The organism is Okeania sp. SIO2C9, assembly GCF_010672455.1.
Classification (GTDB): domain Bacteria; phylum Cyanobacteriota; class Cyanobacteriia; order Cyanobacteriales; family Microcoleaceae; genus Okeania.
Genome location: NZ_JAAHGO010000124.1, coordinates 1 through 16,961, shown reverse-complemented (window position 1 = coordinate 16,961; position 16,961 = coordinate 1). Strand labels below are relative to the sequence as shown.

The window sequence follows — 16,961 nt, the reverse complement described above, 5'->3', positions numbered from 1 at the left end:
TTTTCGACAAGAAACATAGTCGGTCAATTTCAGGATAAAACCGATGATTTTTTGTATGGGATATGTCTCTCAACTAATTTCATAAATCCAGGAGTTAAAATTATATTAGGATTCGAGGACGCGCGGATTTTTGATGATTATTTAGTCTGGAACTAAGCGTGCCAATTTCATTATACTCTTAAACAGATGACCTTTGAGTTATTAAATTTTGTCAAATATTTAGTAGCTATGCTTGCACAAATCAACGAAGATATTTGACATGATTTGACTATATATGACTATATTTACGTATAACTTTTATTATACCTAAAAACCTGAGCAATTAGGATTTAAAACTCTACTTTGTTCAGGGGATCTAAAACCTTCTTTAATCAAGCTAGACTTCAAAAGTTCCGATCGCTTCTATGGCTATTTTTAATAACGAGTGATGTGAGTATCTTTTTAAAAGAATTAATAATGCTTCATCCAACTTAGCTTCCAAATCTTGATTTTGAATATCCACAATTATTTGATAGAGAAGTTCAAAAGTAATACGTTCATCTTTGATCAAAACAATATATTCGCCATTATCTGTATTTTTAAATTTATCTAATTCTGCCATACTTTTTTCACCACTAACTTGATACCCTCTAGCATCTCGATATAGATAAAACTTGAGGTGATAATTTTTTGCTACTAATTCATTCCAGTTAGTCATCCGAGAAAAAAAGGCGTTACCTCCATCATATAAAAAACCTATAGCATAACCTTGAGTTTCTGTTTGAATAACCAGGTGGTCTGGAATTTTTTTAGGTCTATCAAAGGTGAGAAAATCTAACTTGAGAGATGGTTGAATTATTTTCAAAGATTCAAAAATTTTCTCCAATTTTCCCCGGTCATCACTACTTGTAATAACTTGAGATTCACTATATTCTTCTTCTATTTGCTGATATTTTTGATTCAGGTAATCTCCGATAATTTTATTTGTATCAGTTTGAGTCTCCTGATGAATAAATTTTTGATTATTTTCCTCAATTTTTGCTTCTAGATTCGATTCAATATTCAGTTTTTCAGCTATCTTCAGAACAACTTCTTTAATTTGTTTAATATCTGAGACCAAATTTTGTAAATTGGAATTATTCTGTAGTGCTATTTGACTATTTGTCTCAATTCTCAGATAATCGGGCAGTGGAATATTATGAATTTTATAATTATAGAAATCCGCAGCAGAATTAATAATTGAGCGGATAGAATTTTTACTTAATATCTTCTGAATTTCCTGTGGTTCAAAAAGTTGTTCAATCGTCAGATTAATAGACTTAGATTTTTCATTGAGAATTGTTATTAACTGTTCTTCAGATGGCTTATTTAAGAATACTTGACATTGAGAAATTCTATCGACAATAGAATCATCAAATTCTTGTTTAAACTGTTCCCATCGATCAGGAAATAAATTGAGGATAATCAAGCTATTAGGAACATGAGTAAAAATTTCTTTAATTGCTTCTCCAAAACTGTGTAAAAGATTCTGATTATATTCCCTACCTAAACCTTCTAACTGGTCAAATACAATAATTAAAGGTTCGTCTAAAAGTGATAAATAACCCAATACCTTTAACGCTTCTAAAGATACTTCCTCCCGATTGATACTTTTATTCCAAGGTGCTATTTTAACTTTATCTAATAATTTTTGAGGTACATCATTCATTGCCAACCATTCTCGAATGATGCGACGATAATCTATCGCTCTATACCCACAAAACTTGATAATTCCTTTGAATATTTCTGGTGCATATCCTGCCGTTGAATAATTTGTACTCCACCACATATAAGACCGATTTTCTATATGTTCCCAAAACTCTCGTTTACCTTGAGTATCTGATGATAAAAAAGAGAGTAATTCTAGGTTTCCATTTTTGACTAACTCTATAACTGTCTGGTCTTTTTTACTTTCTTTTTTTGGGTACAAATCTGGATTTTCTACAACAATTTCTTGAAAAATTTTGGCACAACTATTAGCAATCAAATATTCTAGTTGAGTATAGTTAATTTTTGGAATACATCTAATAAGCGATTCAAGTATACGACTATAAATATGATAAATAATAGCATCAGGATTGTTAGGCTGACGGATAAATAAGAGTCGATTAGTTTTTAATCTACTATTTGCTAATCGCATCATTAGGTGAGTTTTGCCAAACCCTGGTTCCCCTACTACAACAACCCCTTTGCTTTGATGATTAATATCTTGTTTAATATCTTTGAGAGTAGATTGTATTCTGTGAAATTCTTGACTAAAAACATTATCTGCATCGCTATGTGTCTGAAAAGGATGATCGACTCGACTACTTCCAAATGGATTTTTTCTTTTTTGTAGTTTAGCTCCAATATTTAAATCGATCATAGGTACTTATAAGCAAAGTTTTGATAATGTGAATTATTATATCTTGTTTTGATACTCAAAAGAAATATTTTGGCCTAAATATGACTTCTAATAATTTCATTTAGCAGAAGTCAGAAGAAAGAGGCATAGAACTTACGCATTTATCAGTCAATGCTTTGATATTTAATCAGCAAACCCTATTTACTCATGTAGAAGCTATGTAGCTACCACATTTGTCCTGCCAACACTATATTAACTATTCAATCCAATTATCATCCTGTGCAGCTCCAAAAAAACGGCAAGGTATTTTCCCTTGCATTCCCAAAAAAATCGTGATAGTATTTTATTATTGGGTGTAACTCGCCCATACACATGATTTTTTATTCAACTCCAAAACAACATATCGCTACTGAATACATATAGAAGGGATACTCACACCATCAAAGCACCATAAAAATTATCATCCTGTGCAGCATTTCAATAAAGAAGTGGTGACACCAAAAAATTTTCACCCCATCAACAATATCGATATTATTTACTCGTTATAGAAGCGATCGCTATATTAACTATTCAATCCAATTATCATCCTGTGAAGCTCAAAAAAAAACGGCAAGGTATTTTCCCTTGCATCCCCGAAAAAATCGTGATAGTATTTTATTATTGGGTGTAACTCGCCCCTACGCATGACTTTTTATTCAACCAAAAAACAGCATCTCGTCACTGAATACATATAGAAGGGATACTCACCCCATCAACAGTATCGATATTTACTCGTTATAGAAGCGATCGCTATATTCACTTTTCAATCTAATTGTCATCCTGTGCAGCTCAAAAAAAACGACAGGGTATTTTCCCTTGCATCCCCGAAAAAATCGTGATAGTATTTTATTATTGGGTGTAACTCGCCCCTACGCATGACTTTTTATTCAACCTCAAAACAGCATTTCCCCACTGAATACATATAGAAGAGATACTCAGACACCAAAGCACCAGAAAATTATCATCCCGTGAAGCATTTCAATAAAGAAATAGAAGCGATCACAAAATTTTTCACCCCATCAGCCAGACAAGGATTTGGTCACAGATACACGGACGATCAATCTGCATCTTGTGAAGCTCCAAAAAAACGGCAAGGATTTTCCCCTTGCATCCCCGAAAAAATTATGATAGTATTTTATTATTGGGTTTAACTCGCTCCTAAACATGACTTTTTATTCAACTCAAAAACAGCATATCGTCACTGAATACATATAGAAGAGATACTCACCCCATCAACAGTATCGATATTTACTCGCCATAGAAGCGATCGCTATATTAACTATTCAATCCAATTGTCATCCTGTGAAGCTCCAAAAAACGACAAGGTATTTCCCCTTGCATCTTCAAAAAAATCGTGATAGTATTTTGTTATTGGGATTCATTCGCCCCTACGCATGACTTTTTATTCAACCAAAAAACAGCATTTCCCCACTGAATACATATAGAAGAGATACTCAGACACCAAAGCACCAGAAAAATTATCATCCTTTGAAGCATTTCAATAAAGAAGTGGCGACACCGAAAAATTTTCACCCCATCAACAATATCGATCTTATTTACTCGTTATAGAAGCGATCGCTATATTAACTGTTCAATCTAGTTGTCATCCTGTGAAGCTTCAAAAAAACGGCAAGGAAAAATACCTTGCATCTTCAAAAAAATCGTGATAGTATTTTGTTATTGGGATTCATTCGCCCCTACGCATGACTTTTTATTCAACCAAAAAACAGCATATCGCCACTGAATACATATAGAAGGAATACTCACACCATCAAAGCACCAGAAAATTATCATCCTGTGCAGCACTCCGAAAAGAAGTAGTGACACCGAAAATTTTTCACCCCCATCAGCCAGACAAGGATTTGGTCGCGGATACACAGATGATTAATCTGCATCTTGTGAAGCTCCAAAAAAACGGCAAGGATTTTCCCCTGGTATCGTCAAAAAAATTATGATAGTATTTTGTTATTGGGAGTCATTCGCCCCTACACATGACTTTTTATTCAACCAAAAAACAGCATATCGCCACTGAATACATATAGAAGGAATACTCACCCCATCAACAGTATCGATATTTACTCTTTATAGAAGCGATCGCTATATTAACTATTCAATCCAATTATCATCCTGTGCAACACTCCGAAAAGAAATAGAAGCGATCGCAAAATTTTTCACCCCATCAGCCAGACAAGGATTTGGTCACAGATACACGGACGATCAATCTGCATCTTGTGAAGCTCCAGAAAAAACGGCAAGGATTTTCCCCTTGCATCCCCGAAAAAATTATGATAGTATGTAACCATTGAGTGCAACTCGCCCCTACGCATGACTTTTTATTCAACCAAAAAACAGCATATCGCCACTGAATACGTATAGAAGGAATACTCACACCATCAAAGCACCAAAAAAATTATTATCCTGTGCAGCACTCCAAAAAGAAATAGAAGCGATCGCTATATTAACTATTCAATCCAATTATCATCTTGTGAAGCTCCAAAAAAACGACAAGGTATTTACCCTTGCATATTCAAAAAAATCGTGATAGTATTTTGTTGTTTGGAGTCGTTCGCCCCTACGCATGACTTTTTATTCAACCAAAAAACAGCATATCGCCACTGAATACATATAGAACCCCTGATCGTATCTTTGTAAGCGATTCAGTGTTTTTACCAGGAAGGCCGAGTCAGGAGGTAGAGAGAAAGTATAATGGAAAAAAGTTGAAAAATACTCCCCATCTCCCCATCTCTTTTCCAGAAATTATCAATTGTTCCTCCCTTTTCCCTACTCCCTACTCCCTACTCCCTCTTCTAATAAGGACTAGAATCAAGTTCTCCATTCTCGACACTAACTTGATAATCAGCAGTTAATGGTCTATGATTCAAATCAAAAGTTTCACCATTTTCTTTTTTCCAGATTTTGAACCTACTAAAAGTTAATGGAGTTTGAGGTTGACATTTTTCTGGTAAATGGTCTCCCAAGACAAAATAAACAAACCCATTTCCAACTACTTTAGCTAAACCACTTTTATCCACAATTAACGAAGTATCTTCATCAATACCAATACCTAGAGCAGTATCAGATATTCCATCTCTGAGTAAACGAGCAACAAACGTCATTAACCGACCCATGCGATCGCGCTCATAGAAATGAGTATCTATAACAGTTCCCTGAAAATTTTGCCTGTGAAATAAACCTTCATCAAGAGTAATATCTTGATATGGGTCTTTTAGTGCAGTTTTACTGGTGACAGTCTCAGAACAAGCATTAAAGACAAAATCACTTTGAATCATTGCACCAGCACTGGTTCCGCCAACTGCCCCACCTTTGGCAATAACAGAATTAACAGCTTTATCAACTTCAGTATTTCGATAATTCCGCAGGTATTGACACTGGTCACCACCTGCAAAAAAAATTACTTCGGCATTCTCAATTTGCTCTATTATATTCTGTTTTTGAGCATTTTTTCGATGAGAAATTATTAGAGTTTCTACTGAGTCTACCCCATCCATAGCCAGAATTGGTTGATTATAGGCATTACTACCTGAGTCGCGAATTACAATTACATCTACTTTCTCAGCACAAGAATTGCATCCTCGGACTTGATTAATCATCCACTGAATTGCAGAGTCTATATCAAGGCCACCACCACCAAAGTTATAAACTGGGCCACTGTACATTAAACTGAGAGGAATAGAATTTTCTAAATAACTGTCGCTTTTTGCTTGGGTAGGAAAAATCAATACAATAGTAATTATTAAACAGAACATTACTATGACTTTAAGTAATTTTCTGGATAGGGAAGTTAATAGCAAATAAAATGAGGAAATAAACTTCATAGATTTAGATAATTGTCCGAATAGTATTGTATAGCAATAGACATCTCCAGAAAAGACGGAGTAGGGACGTTGCATGCAACGTCCCTACAGAGTAAAGGAAAATAATTGATAATTTATGGATAATAATTAATTTTATTTTGGATTTTCACCAGATGTCTAATTAAATAATAGATTAATAGATAATTTTTTTTACTAAAAGATAACCTAAAATTAACCTAAAAGCTCTAATATATATTAGTTTAGTTTTGCTCATAGTTTATAATATAAATGTCTAAAAACAGCGCTATAGAAGTCAAGAATCTTGATAAAAATTTTAAAGGAAAACCTGCTTTGCAGCAAGTTAATATCTGTATTGAACCAGGAGAAATGGTGGGTTTAGTTGGTGCTTCTGGTTCGGGAAAATCTACTTTACTACGACTGATAAATGGTTTAGAGCATGGAGATAAAGGTACTGTTTACATATTTGGTACAGCTTTACAAACAGATGGAGTTTTCCACCCACATATTAGAAAATTACGTTGCGAAATAGGTTGCATTTTTCAGCAATTTAATTTGGTCAAGCGACTAACAGTAATAGACAATGTATTAGTGGGAAACTTGGGGCGAATGTCTATTCTCAATTGGGCACTACTGTCTCTTCTCAATTGGGCACTACGTCCATTTCTAAAAAAGACACTACGTCGATTTCTAAAAAAGAAAAGTCTATTTACAAGAGAGCAAAGTCTATTTACAAAAGAGCAAAAAATACAGGCACTTGCTGCGTTGGAAAGAGTAGGAATTTTAGAACAAGCTTATAAAAAAGCTGCCCAACTTTCTGGAGGACAACAACAACGGGTAGCGATCGCTCGTTGTTTAGTACAGGGAGCTAAAATTATTCTAGCAGATGAACCTATAGCTTCCTTAGACCCGGAGTCTGCTCGGAAGATAATGGAATTATTATGTGAACTCAACCGAGAAAATAATATTACTATTGTTACCTCTCTACATCAAGTTCAAATGGTACGTCGGTATTTTGAACGTACTATTGCTCTGAGAAATGGAGAAGTTGTATTTGACGATCCAACAGTTAATCTTAGCGATCGTAAACTTGATGAACTTTATGGTGCAGCAGCAGAAGAACTAATATTGAAAGGTCATGGAGAATTAGTTTAGTTGAAAAGAAGGAAGAAGGAAGAGGGAAGAAGGAAGAAGGAAGAGGGAAGAGGGAAGAGGAAAGAAGGAAAATAAAGATTAAGGGAGAAAGTTTTTGATGGCTAATTATCCGGAAATAATATTATATCAAGTCTTATTAATTAGCCATAATAAATTAGCTATCTTTAGTCATCTTTAGATGACTTCTGCTTTGAGCCAAGAAATTTATTTCTTGGCGGATGAGATGGCTCGCCAAGATATCATGGTTCGCCAAGTTCGCCAAGTTCGCCAAGGATTGAGGCGTTGCTGAATTGAAGTATGAATGTGCGATTGTTTGGTTCTGGTAAAGCCCCCTAAATCACCCAATTTTGTGGGACTTTTAGAGTTTTATTCCCCCCAATTTTGGGGGGCTAGGGGGGCAAAATTATACCCAGAATCAGCAACGCCTGGATTGAAATCCTTGGCTAATAGTTTAAGTCATCTTAAGATGACTAAAGAAAAAAATAATTCAGAATTTAGAATTTAATTTTCTGTGTAGAAAGATATAAATAAAAATGAACAAAATAACTAATAATTTTCGCTCTATCGATCAAACTATTATCGCTACTCCAGCAGTTATGGAAATGTTAGCCCAAGAAAAAAAACAAGTTACTAAAACTCGCATAACATTTCTATCGGGTGTTGCAATTATTCTGGTTTTTTCTGCTCTACAAAGTGAAATAAATTTTTTAACTTTATTCCAAAAAAGCGGTAATATGGTTGAGTATATTCAATCATATTTTCCCCCAGATTTTTCCGATTGGAAAATTTATTTAGAAGACACAATAATTACTATTTCAATGGGTCTTTGGGGAACTATTTTAGCCGCAATTTTCGCCGTTCCATTTTCCATTTTGGCATCAGAAAATATGAGTCCAATTTGGATAGTACAGCCTATTCGTCGAATTTTAGACGCCATGCGGGCGATTAATGAAGTGGTATTTGCTCTAATATTTGTAGTAGCTGTTGGTTTAGGTCCCTTTGCTGGTGTTTTAGCTTTATTTGTACATACAGCAGGTACTTTAGGAAAACTTTTTTCTGAAGCAGTGGAGTCAATTGAACCTGGTCCCGTTGAAGGTATTCGTGCTACAGGTGCTAGTAAAATTCAGGAAATTATCTTTGGAGTAATTCCTCAAGTAATGCCATTATGGACTTCCTTCGTCTTGTATCGTTTTGAATCAAATGTTCGTTCTGCCTCCGTATTAGGAATAGTAGGTGCAGGAGGTATAGGAGTTTCTCTTTATCAAAGTTTTGGTTCATTTTTGTATCAAAAAGTTTGTGCAATTTTAATTATTTTAATTTTAGCAACTTCAATAATTGATTTATTATCAGCAAAATTAAGAAATTGGCTAGTGTAAATAACAACGGTGTTTGTTTGTAGTTGGGCTTTAGCCCTAATATTAATTGTTTGTAGTTGGGCTTTAGCCCTAATATTAATTGTTTGTAGTTGGGCTTTAGCCCTAATATTAATTGTTTGTAGTTGGGCTTTAGCCCTAATATTAATTGTTTGTAGTTGGGCTTTAGCCCTAATATTAATTGTTTGTAGTTGGGCTTTAGCCCTAATATTAATTGTCTGTAGTTGGGCTTTAGCCCTAATACCAAACATTGTCAGAGTTAAAAAAAACTACGACTCTAATTGTTTGTAGGTTTGCTCTAGCCCTAATACTAAACATGATAAGAGCGAAAAAAACTACGAGCGAGCAGTTTTACTCTTGCTTTTATACTCAGCATTGTTAGGGCTAAAGCCCAACTACGAGCGAGGAGTTTTGCTCTTGCTCTAATACTCAGCATTGTTAGGGCTAAAGCCCAACTACGAGCCTAAGACTAACTTTTGTTTGAATCGTAATTATTAATTATTATATCTCTAGATTTACCAGGAATATTTATTCCATCGCGCATATTCAAATCTCGCTCAACAGTATTAATATTAACATCACGCCCCACTGAAATACTCTCCCGAACTTCTGACTTAACCTCCTCCCACCCACCATCCGGTAAACCTTTACCCCCACACAATAACGCTACCGGAAAATCTTCTGTCTGAGAAAAGTCAAAAATAGGGGTTTGTTTTTTGCCTAGTTGTTTAGCGCTTTCAGGAACAGTTTTTCCCACATAATTCATTAAATTGGAAACCGTGACAAATTTATCTCCTGGTTTATTGCCACCACCATGTAATGCTTCCAGAAAATGGTCTGTGTAGATACTCATTGTTTTATCGGAGCGTATCCATGATGACTCCTCTCCTGTGGATGAGGTGAAAACTGCTCGCCCTGTTCCTTTTCTTAATTCATCTATTAAGTTTTTCGGGAGGGCGGTTTTACTGAAGTTATCGGGTAATTCTAGTTCCTCTGTTTCTTTGGCAGTTGCCATTCCTTGGGCGTGACAACTATCTATAATTACTAATAGTTTTTGGGCGGATATTTGCTGGAGGGCGTTGTTAAATTCTGTTGCTGGTAATGCTGTTTTTTGTGGTTTTACGGGACTGGTGTCGTGGGGAATTAAATAATAGTTTTGGGTGGATTTATCTAGCCAACCATGACCCGAATAATAGACTAATATTGTTGCTTTTGGGTCGTTTACTGCTTGTTGTTGGAGCCAGTTTAAGTTGTCTAAAATGTTTTGTTTTGTTGCTTGTTCATTGCAGAGGAAGCGGAGATAATTTTCATTGTCAATGTAACCACATAAATCGGGTTTTATGAGGAATGATTTGATGGCTTGAACGTCTTTGACTGTGACGGGAAGTGACCAGTTGGGGTATTTGCAGTCGCCGACTCCTATTAGTAGGGCGTAGTTGTGAGAAAGTGTGTTAGACATGGGTATTTTGGGGGTTGGTTTATAGTATTGAAGGCGTTGTTGGATGGTTTGAATGGCGTTGATAATATTAGGTAGCATTTGTTTGACAAAATTGTGATTTTGTAATTTTTTTGTCAACTCAAAAATTGTATTTCCGGAACCTATTTTACCCAGAGCTTCTTCTGCACTCCCACGCACATAAGAGTCAGAGTCTTCTAGGAGTGAAATTAATCCCGGAATTGCCGTTTCCGAACCTATTTTACCCAGAACTTCTGCTGCACTCCCACGCACAGAAGAGTCAGAGTCTTTTAGGAGTGGAATTAATCCCGGAATTGCCGCTTCCGAACCTATTTTACCTAGAGCAGATACCGCACTCCTACGCACATCAGACTCAGAGCTTTCTAGGAGTGGAATTAATCCCGGAATTGTAGTTTCCGAACCTATTTTATCCAGAGCTTGTGCTGCTATCCAACGCACACGATAGTCAGAGTCTTCTAGGAGTGAAATTAATCCCGGAATTGCCGTTTCCGAACCTATTTTACCCAGAGCTTGTGCTGCTATCCAACGCACATCAGAGTCAGAGTCTTCTAGGAGCGAAATTAATCCCGGAATTGCAGTTTCGGAACTAATTTTACACAGAGCTTCTGCTGCACTCCTACGCACATATTTGTCTGAGTCTTCTAGGAGTTTAATTAGTGCAGGTACAGCAGTTTCGGAACCTATTTTACCCAGAGCTTCTGCTGCTATCCAACACATATCTGAGTCTGAATCTTCTAAGAGTTTAATTAGTGCAGGTACAACAGTTTCTGAGTCTGAATCTTCTATGATTAATCCAGGAATCGCAGTTTTTGAGCTAATTTTACCTAGAGCTTCTGCTGCACTTTGACGGACGTAAGAATTTGAGTCTTCTAGGAGTGAAATTAATCCGGGAATCGCAGTTTCGGAACTGATTTCACCTAGAGCTTTTGCTGCTATACTACTTACATCAGAATCTGAGTCTTTTAGAAGCTTAATTAGTGCAGGTACAGCAGTTTCGGAACCTATTTTACCCAGAGATCCTGCTGCTCTCCAGCGCACATAAGAGTCTGATTTTTCTAGGAGTGAAATTAATCGGGGAACAGGAATTTCTGAACTAATTTTACCAAAAGCTTTTACCAACATCCAAAATTTTTGGTAGTTCAAGTTTTCTAGAAGTTTAATTAACCTATGAATTGCAGTTTCGGAACTAATTTTACACAGAGCTTCTGCTGCACTCCTACGCACATATTTGTCTGAGTCTTCTAGGAGTGAAATTAATCCCGGAATTGCCGTTTCGGAACTAATTTTACACAGAGCTTCTGCTGCACTCCTACGCACATATTTGTCTGAGTCTTCTAGGAGTGAAATCAATCCCGGAATTGCCGTTTCGGAACTAATTTTACACAGAGCTTTTGCTGCACTCATACGCACATAAGAGTCAGAGTCTTTTAGGAGTGAAATTAATGCCGGAATTGCAGTTTCGGAACTAATTTTACACAGAGCTTTTGCTGCACTCATACGCACATAAGAGTCAGAGTCTTTTAGGAGTGAAATTAATGCCGGAATTGCAGTTTCGGAACTAATTTTACTCAGAGCTTTTGCTGCACTCATACGCACATAAGAGTCAGAGTCTTCTAGAAGTTTAATTAACCTATGAATTGCAGTTTCGGAACTAATTTTACCCAGAACTTCTACTGCACTCATACGCACATTATAGTCTGAGTCTTCTAGAAGTTTAATTAACCTATGAATTGCAGTTTCGGAACTAATTTTACCCAGAACTTCTACTGCACTCCAACGCACATTATAGTCTGAGTCTTTTAGGAGTGGAATTAGTCCTGGAATTGCAGTTTCGGAACTAATTTTACCCAGAACTTCTGCTGCACTCCAACGCACATTATAGTCTGAGTCTTTTAGGAGTGGAATTAGTCCTGGAATTGCAGTTTCGGAACTAATTTTACTCAGAACTTCTACTGCACTCCTACGCACATTATAGTCTGAGTCTTTTAGGAGTGGCATTAGTCCTGGAATTGCAGTTTCGGAACTAATTTTACCCAGAACTTCTACTGCACTCCTACGCACATTATAGTCTGAGTCTTTTAGGAGTGGCATTAATCCCGGAACAGCTGTTTCCGAACCTATTTGACCCAGAGCATATGCTGCACGACTACGCACATCAGAGTCTGAATCTTCTAACAGTGGAATTAATCCCGGAACAGCTGTTTCCGAACCTATTTGACCTAGAGCATATGCTGCACGACTACGCACATCAGAGTCTGAATCTTCTAACAGTGGAATTAATCCCGGAACAGCAGAACCCGACTTCGTTAACTCTGCCAACTCAACTTTCACCAACCCAGGCAATTCCAACCCCTCAACCTCCACAAACACCCGCTCCTGAAACCTCTCTTTCACCCCTCCCACCAACCTCGCACCCAAAAACCAATCTACCTCCAACCCCAACCTTACAACCCGCACCGCTAACACCTCATCCTCCATCAACCCCAACATCAACCCCACTACTTCCGTCCACTTCAAATAATTCAAATAATCCCACTGCAACTCATAGTCACTCATACCAGACAACTGCCACAACAACCTTTCCGCCACATAATACTCCTGCAACAACTGATGGCGAAACGAAATCTGACCATCATCTCCCACCTGAATCAAATGATGCTCCAATAAATCCTCCAACCAACGCATCGCACAGTCAGTCGGAGCTACCACCTCCCCTTGCAAAAACTCCGTCAATACCGCCTCAGCTTTTTGTCGAGAAATAGCAACCATCATCTCAGTTTTCGACTCCCCATTAGTCATCACCCACGCCAACTCCTGCAATAACCTATCCCACCAACGTCGAGAACTTTCATCAACCGGAACATCTTGCTTGAGGCGACTACTATAAGTCTGAGTAAAGCTCCGAAACACCAACCCCAGATTAGCAGGTATCACTTTCTGATAGCCAAACACCGAACACAACATCAACAAAAACATCGGAGTTTCCCCCAACTCCCGCAACCTCCCCTGCAACTGCTGCCATAATTTTTCACCATGATCCGGCAAATAAGCACTGACAAACTCCCGCATTTGAGATTGAGTCAGAGGCTGCATTTCCAACCTTTTCTCAATCCCCAAATCTCCCCCCAGACTCAAATCTCGCGTGCTAAACACCATAGCAGTTTGGGGGTAGTCTTGCCGAAATGTTCTTACCTCTTGTCGTGCCGCTTCCGACGCCATCTCATTAAACCCATCGAATAGCAGCAAAAATTGACCTTGACGGAGCAAAGTTTCTAGAGTTGCTGTATCTATATTTATGCTGGGGTGGTGTTTGTGGATAAAAGCTTGAATTCTGGAAAGTATGGAAGATTGACTGTAGCGGAGTTCGATGAGGATAGGAATTTTGGGTATATCCCCCCCTGCTCCCCTTGGAAAGGTTTTATCCCCCCCAACTCCCCTTTGTAAGGGGGGAGCTTTTTCTATTTCCTCTTCAGTCTTCCTGAGAAAGGGGGGAGCTTTTTCTATTTCCTCTTCAGTCTTCCTGAGAAAAGAGGGAGTTTCTCTTATTTCCCCCCTTTCCAAGGGGGGACTAAGGGGGGATTCTTCTTTGGGACTAAGGGGGGATATCAACTTTGTTGCCTCCTCCAACAACAATCTGGCCAAAGCAGTAGATTTTCCCGACCCCGGCCGCCCCACCAACAACACATGATTTGGAGCATATTTGCGCAGACCCTCCAAAACGGTCAACCATTCAATTTTCTCTTCTTGTATTTCCCTCTGTTTTTCTTCCGCAACAGTTTGTACCATCAAACCCAAATCCAACAGTGGGGAAATATTTTGCTGCTGCTGAAGAGACTTTTTTCCCCTCACATCCGTCAGAGTATAATACTTCCACCATTCAGCATACTCACAACAAACCGATCTTAGATAGGGTATCCAATTAATCATCAAAGTCAAAAGTCAAAAGTTTTTTAAGTCAAAAGTCAAAAGTCAAAAGTCAAAAGTTTAGAAGTCAGAAATTTACAGGACTTACCCAAATTCACCTTGAAAATACCATATGTAGGGGCGAATGGCATTCGCTCTGATTGGATTTAGTGTTTGTGGATAAGTCCTGATATAATTTTAAATTTATGGCAAATTATATCCTTAAATATCTATAATACCATTTGAAATTATGGCATTGCTGAGGGGCAGGGAAATATCAGGAACGGGCAAGATGCCCATTCCACAAAACTACAAAACTATACTACAAAAGTATTAAAATCATCCCGCATTTATGCAATGCCAAAATTATATCTATAATTATTGCCAATTCTTATTCCCTACTCCCTACTCCCTTTAATTAAAAATGAAAAAACAAGATAAAACCTTACCCTTAACCCTACTAGGTGCAACCGTATTAATGATTATTGGTAGTGTCGCTGGCTACATTATAATAGCTTCCAAAGAAACAGCAGATAATTTGCCAGTAGGTGCTGAAGTTGTACCTAAAGATGCAATGATGACTATTTCTGTCTCTAGTAACCCTAGTCAATGGGAAAAACTGCAACAGTTTGGCACTCCAGAATCTCAAACTGCATTTAAAAATCTATTGGGGCAACTGCGCGATCGCTTCCTCACGACTTATGGTTATAACTATCAACGAGATATTCAACCTTGGGTAGGGGAGGAAATAATGATTGCTTTATTGCGCAAGCAAACTCTAGAAGCAGCTAACTCTACTACTCCTGACTCTCCACCTCCACCTCCTGCTCAACAAGCAACTGTGGTAATATTGCCGATTGCCAACCCTGTCAAGGCCAAACAAATTTTAGACCAACCACGTTCTCTGGAAAAAGGTCAATTAGTTAAACGTACTTATAGAGGTATTGAAATTACAGAAACGGAAGGAGTGCCTAATCAAGATATTTCTGCTGCAGCATTGGGAAATCAGTATTTAGTAATTACTGACTCCCAGACTTCAATAAATCAGGCGATCGATATTTATAAAGGAGACCAGTCTCTGGCAAAAGTTCCTGGTTATACAGCAGCGATCGAGAAATTGGAAACTGCTTCACCCTTTGCCTTCGTATATGTGAATATTCCTGTTGCTGCTGCTTATAGTTCTAGTAAATCTATTACTCCTGTTTCTGAGGAAAATCTCAAACAACTTGAGGATAACCAGGGAGTGGCAGCGAGTGTAAATTTAGTTCCTGAAGGTATAAATTTAAAAGCTATTTCTTGGCTAAAACCTAATAGTCAGAAAAAGTTTACCGTCGAAAACAGAGCTATGGAAATGTTAAATCGAATTCCAGAAAATGCTTTGATGATGGTATCTGGCAGTAATTTACAGAAAATGTGGTCTGATTATGTCAAAGGTGCAGAAGCTAACCCAGTAGCTCCTATTAACCCAGATACATTGCGTAAAGCTGTGAAGAATACAACTAATATGAATTTAGATGAAGATTTTCTCAACTGGATGGCAGGAGAATATTCTTTATCTTTGCTGCCTATTCCTAGAAGTAAGGATGAGTTAAAAGAGTTTGCTGCGGGGTTTGTTTTTATGGTCAAAGCAAGCGATCGCCGTGCTGCGGAGGAGTCACTGAAAAAGTTGGATGAGGCAATGAAAAACCAAGAATTTGAGGTAGGTGAAGCTGTTGCTAGTGGAGAACCTGTTGTTAAGTGGACTTCGCCATTTGGTGGTTTTACCGTAATTCGTGGTTGGTTGAATGGAAATGTGGCATTCTTTACATTGGGAGGGTCTGTGGAGAATCAAATTTTACCTGCACCAACAACTTCTATGGCTGAAAGTGCAGTATTACAAAAAAGTTTACCACCAGAGTCAGAGTCTTTTAACGGTAATTTTTTCCTTGATATTAGTGGGAGTTTCAATCCTCAAAATCTTTCTATTCCGCAACTACCTCCAAATCAAAAAGTTTGGATAGATGGTATGGAGTCTATTGGAGTGACATCTATTGTCAGTAGTAATCGTACAACTAATTATGATGTATTTGTGAAATTGAAAAAGCAGGAGACAAAATAATTGAAGTAAGGAAGAAGGAAGAAGGAAGAAGGAATAAGGGATAAAGTTTTATTATCACTAGACATAGGCGTGATCATAAAAAATAAAATCAATTATCACACAGAAATTATCAATTCTTTCCCCCTACTGCCTACTCCCTCTTTTGGAGGAGATGTCTACTGATTATCCGAACATGATATAGCAGTCGAAGCAAAGGTTAGGACAGATAAAAAGCTTAAAACTCAGATAACGTAATACTTTTCCTTCTTCCTTCTTCCCTCTTCCTTCTTTCTTCTGCTATATTACGCGTTTGCATTTCCTTGCGTGACATGAAAAGCATTTTGGGCTGAAAGCGTTAACGTTTGCGGTAACATTCCGATAGGAAAATTGTGCGCCAGCTAAACAAAAACTTTCTTCTCTTCTTCCTTCTTATATCATGTTCGGATGATCACTTATAATAAAGCCAGAATCATTACAGTAGAAGTCTTCAAATTTTATGGCCCAAAAGATGGCGATCGCCAACTACCTCTATGTTCTGACGATCGCTTATAACTGAACAGCCCTAGTTTGAGGCCACCAATGGAAACAAGTTATATCATGTCCGGATCAGAGCGCTTCGCAAAAAACTTTCTCTTCATTTATAGCTTAAAATTCCCTCCTCATAACTCATTACTCATAACTCATTACTCATAACTCATTACTCCTCCATTTTTATTTATAACTATTCAACCGAACATGATAT

At 37.5% G+C, this 16,961-nt stretch carries 8 protein-coding genes; 5 read left to right on the top strand and 3 right to left on the bottom strand.

The window, feature by feature from the left end; translation table 11 throughout:
* Nucleotides 1–376: 376 nt before the first annotated feature.
* Nucleotides 377–2,383, bottom strand: coding sequence for an ATP-binding protein (locus tag F6K23_RS37960; RefSeq protein ID WP_293166003.1), 2,007 nt, complete (start codon nucleotides 2,381–2,383; stop codon nucleotides 377–379).
* Nucleotides 2,384–3,369: 986 nt separating this feature from the next.
* On the opposite strand from F6K23_RS37960, the gene F6K23_RS37955 reads away from it, so the two are divergent.
* The gene (locus F6K23_RS37955) at nucleotides 3,370–3,552 is read left to right on the top strand and encodes a hypothetical protein (RefSeq protein ID WP_293166001.1); all 183 of its coding nucleotides are present in this window, start codon (nucleotides 3,370–3,372) and stop codon (nucleotides 3,550–3,552) included.
* A gap of 1,656 nt (nucleotides 3,553–5,208) precedes the next feature.
* Here the strand turns inward: F6K23_RS37955 and F6K23_RS37950 are convergent.
* Nucleotides 5,209–6,168 carry a cyanophycinase gene (locus F6K23_RS37950; protein ID WP_293165999.1) on the bottom strand — a complete coding sequence of 320 codons (960 nt, stop codon included), beginning with the start codon at nucleotides 6,166–6,168 and terminating at the stop codon, nucleotides 5,209–5,211.
* Between the two features lie 336 nt (nucleotides 6,169–6,504).
* Here F6K23_RS37950 and F6K23_RS37945 point away from each other — a divergent pair, with 336 nt between their 5' ends.
* The 3 genes from F6K23_RS37945 (at nucleotide 6,505) to F6K23_RS37935 (ending at nucleotide 9,053) form a co-directional block, all read left to right on the top strand.
* Nucleotides 6,505–7,389 carry a phosphonate ABC transporter ATP-binding protein gene (locus tag F6K23_RS37945; protein ID WP_293165997.1) on the top strand — a complete coding sequence of 295 codons (885 nt, stop codon included), beginning with the start codon at nucleotides 6,505–6,507 and terminating at the stop codon, nucleotides 7,387–7,389.
* A 533-nt stretch (nucleotides 7,390–7,922) separates the two neighbouring features.
* Nucleotides 7,923–8,765: a phosphonate ABC transporter, permease protein PhnE gene (phnE, locus tag F6K23_RS37940; RefSeq protein ID WP_293165995.1), complete on the top strand. Its 843-nt coding sequence runs from the start codon at nucleotides 7,923–7,925 to the stop codon at nucleotides 8,763–8,765.
* Nucleotides 8,766–8,774: 9 nt separating this feature from the next.
* A complete protein-coding gene (locus tag F6K23_RS37935; RefSeq protein WP_293165993.1) occupies nucleotides 8,775–9,053 on the top strand; it encodes a hypothetical protein in 279 nt (92 codons plus the stop codon).
* Nucleotides 9,054–9,231: 178 nt separating this feature from the next.
* On the opposite strand, the gene F6K23_RS37930 is transcribed toward F6K23_RS37935, so the two are convergent.
* Nucleotides 9,232–14,166, bottom strand: a complete 4,935-nt coding sequence (locus F6K23_RS37930) for a HEAT repeat domain-containing protein (protein WP_293165991.1) — start codon at nucleotides 14,164–14,166, stop codon at nucleotides 9,232–9,234.
* 400 nt (nucleotides 14,167–14,566) lie between these two features.
* Here F6K23_RS37930 and F6K23_RS37925 point away from each other — a divergent pair, with 400 nt between their 5' ends.
* Nucleotides 14,567–16,240 carry a DUF3352 domain-containing protein gene (locus F6K23_RS37925; protein WP_293165989.1) on the top strand — a complete coding sequence of 558 codons (1,674 nt, stop codon included), beginning with the start codon at nucleotides 14,567–14,569 and terminating at the stop codon, nucleotides 16,238–16,240.
* Nucleotides 16,241–16,961: the final 721 nt, after the last annotated feature.

Bases quoted from the DNA above. Each gene is read 5' to 3' on its own strand.
- F6K23_RS37960 (WP_293166003.1), bottom strand. From the start codon at position 2,383: ATGATCGATTTAAATATTGGAGCTAAACTACAAAAAAGAAAAAATCCA.
- F6K23_RS37950 (WP_293165999.1), bottom strand. From the start codon at position 6,168: ATGTTCTGTTTAATAATTACTATTGTATTGATTTTTCCTACCCAAGCA.
- F6K23_RS37945 (WP_293165997.1), top strand. From the start codon at position 6,505: ATGTCTAAAAACAGCGCTATAGAAGTCAAGAATCTTGATAAAAATTTT.
- phnE (WP_293165995.1), top strand. From the start codon at position 7,923: ATGAACAAAATAACTAATAATTTTCGCTCTATCGATCAAACTATTATC.
- F6K23_RS37930 (WP_293165991.1), bottom strand. From the start codon at position 14,166: ATGATTAATTGGATACCCTATCTAAGATCGGTTTGTTGTGAGTATGCT.
- F6K23_RS37925 (WP_293165989.1), top strand. From the start codon at position 14,567: ATGAAAAAACAAGATAAAACCTTACCCTTAACCCTACTAGGTGCAACC.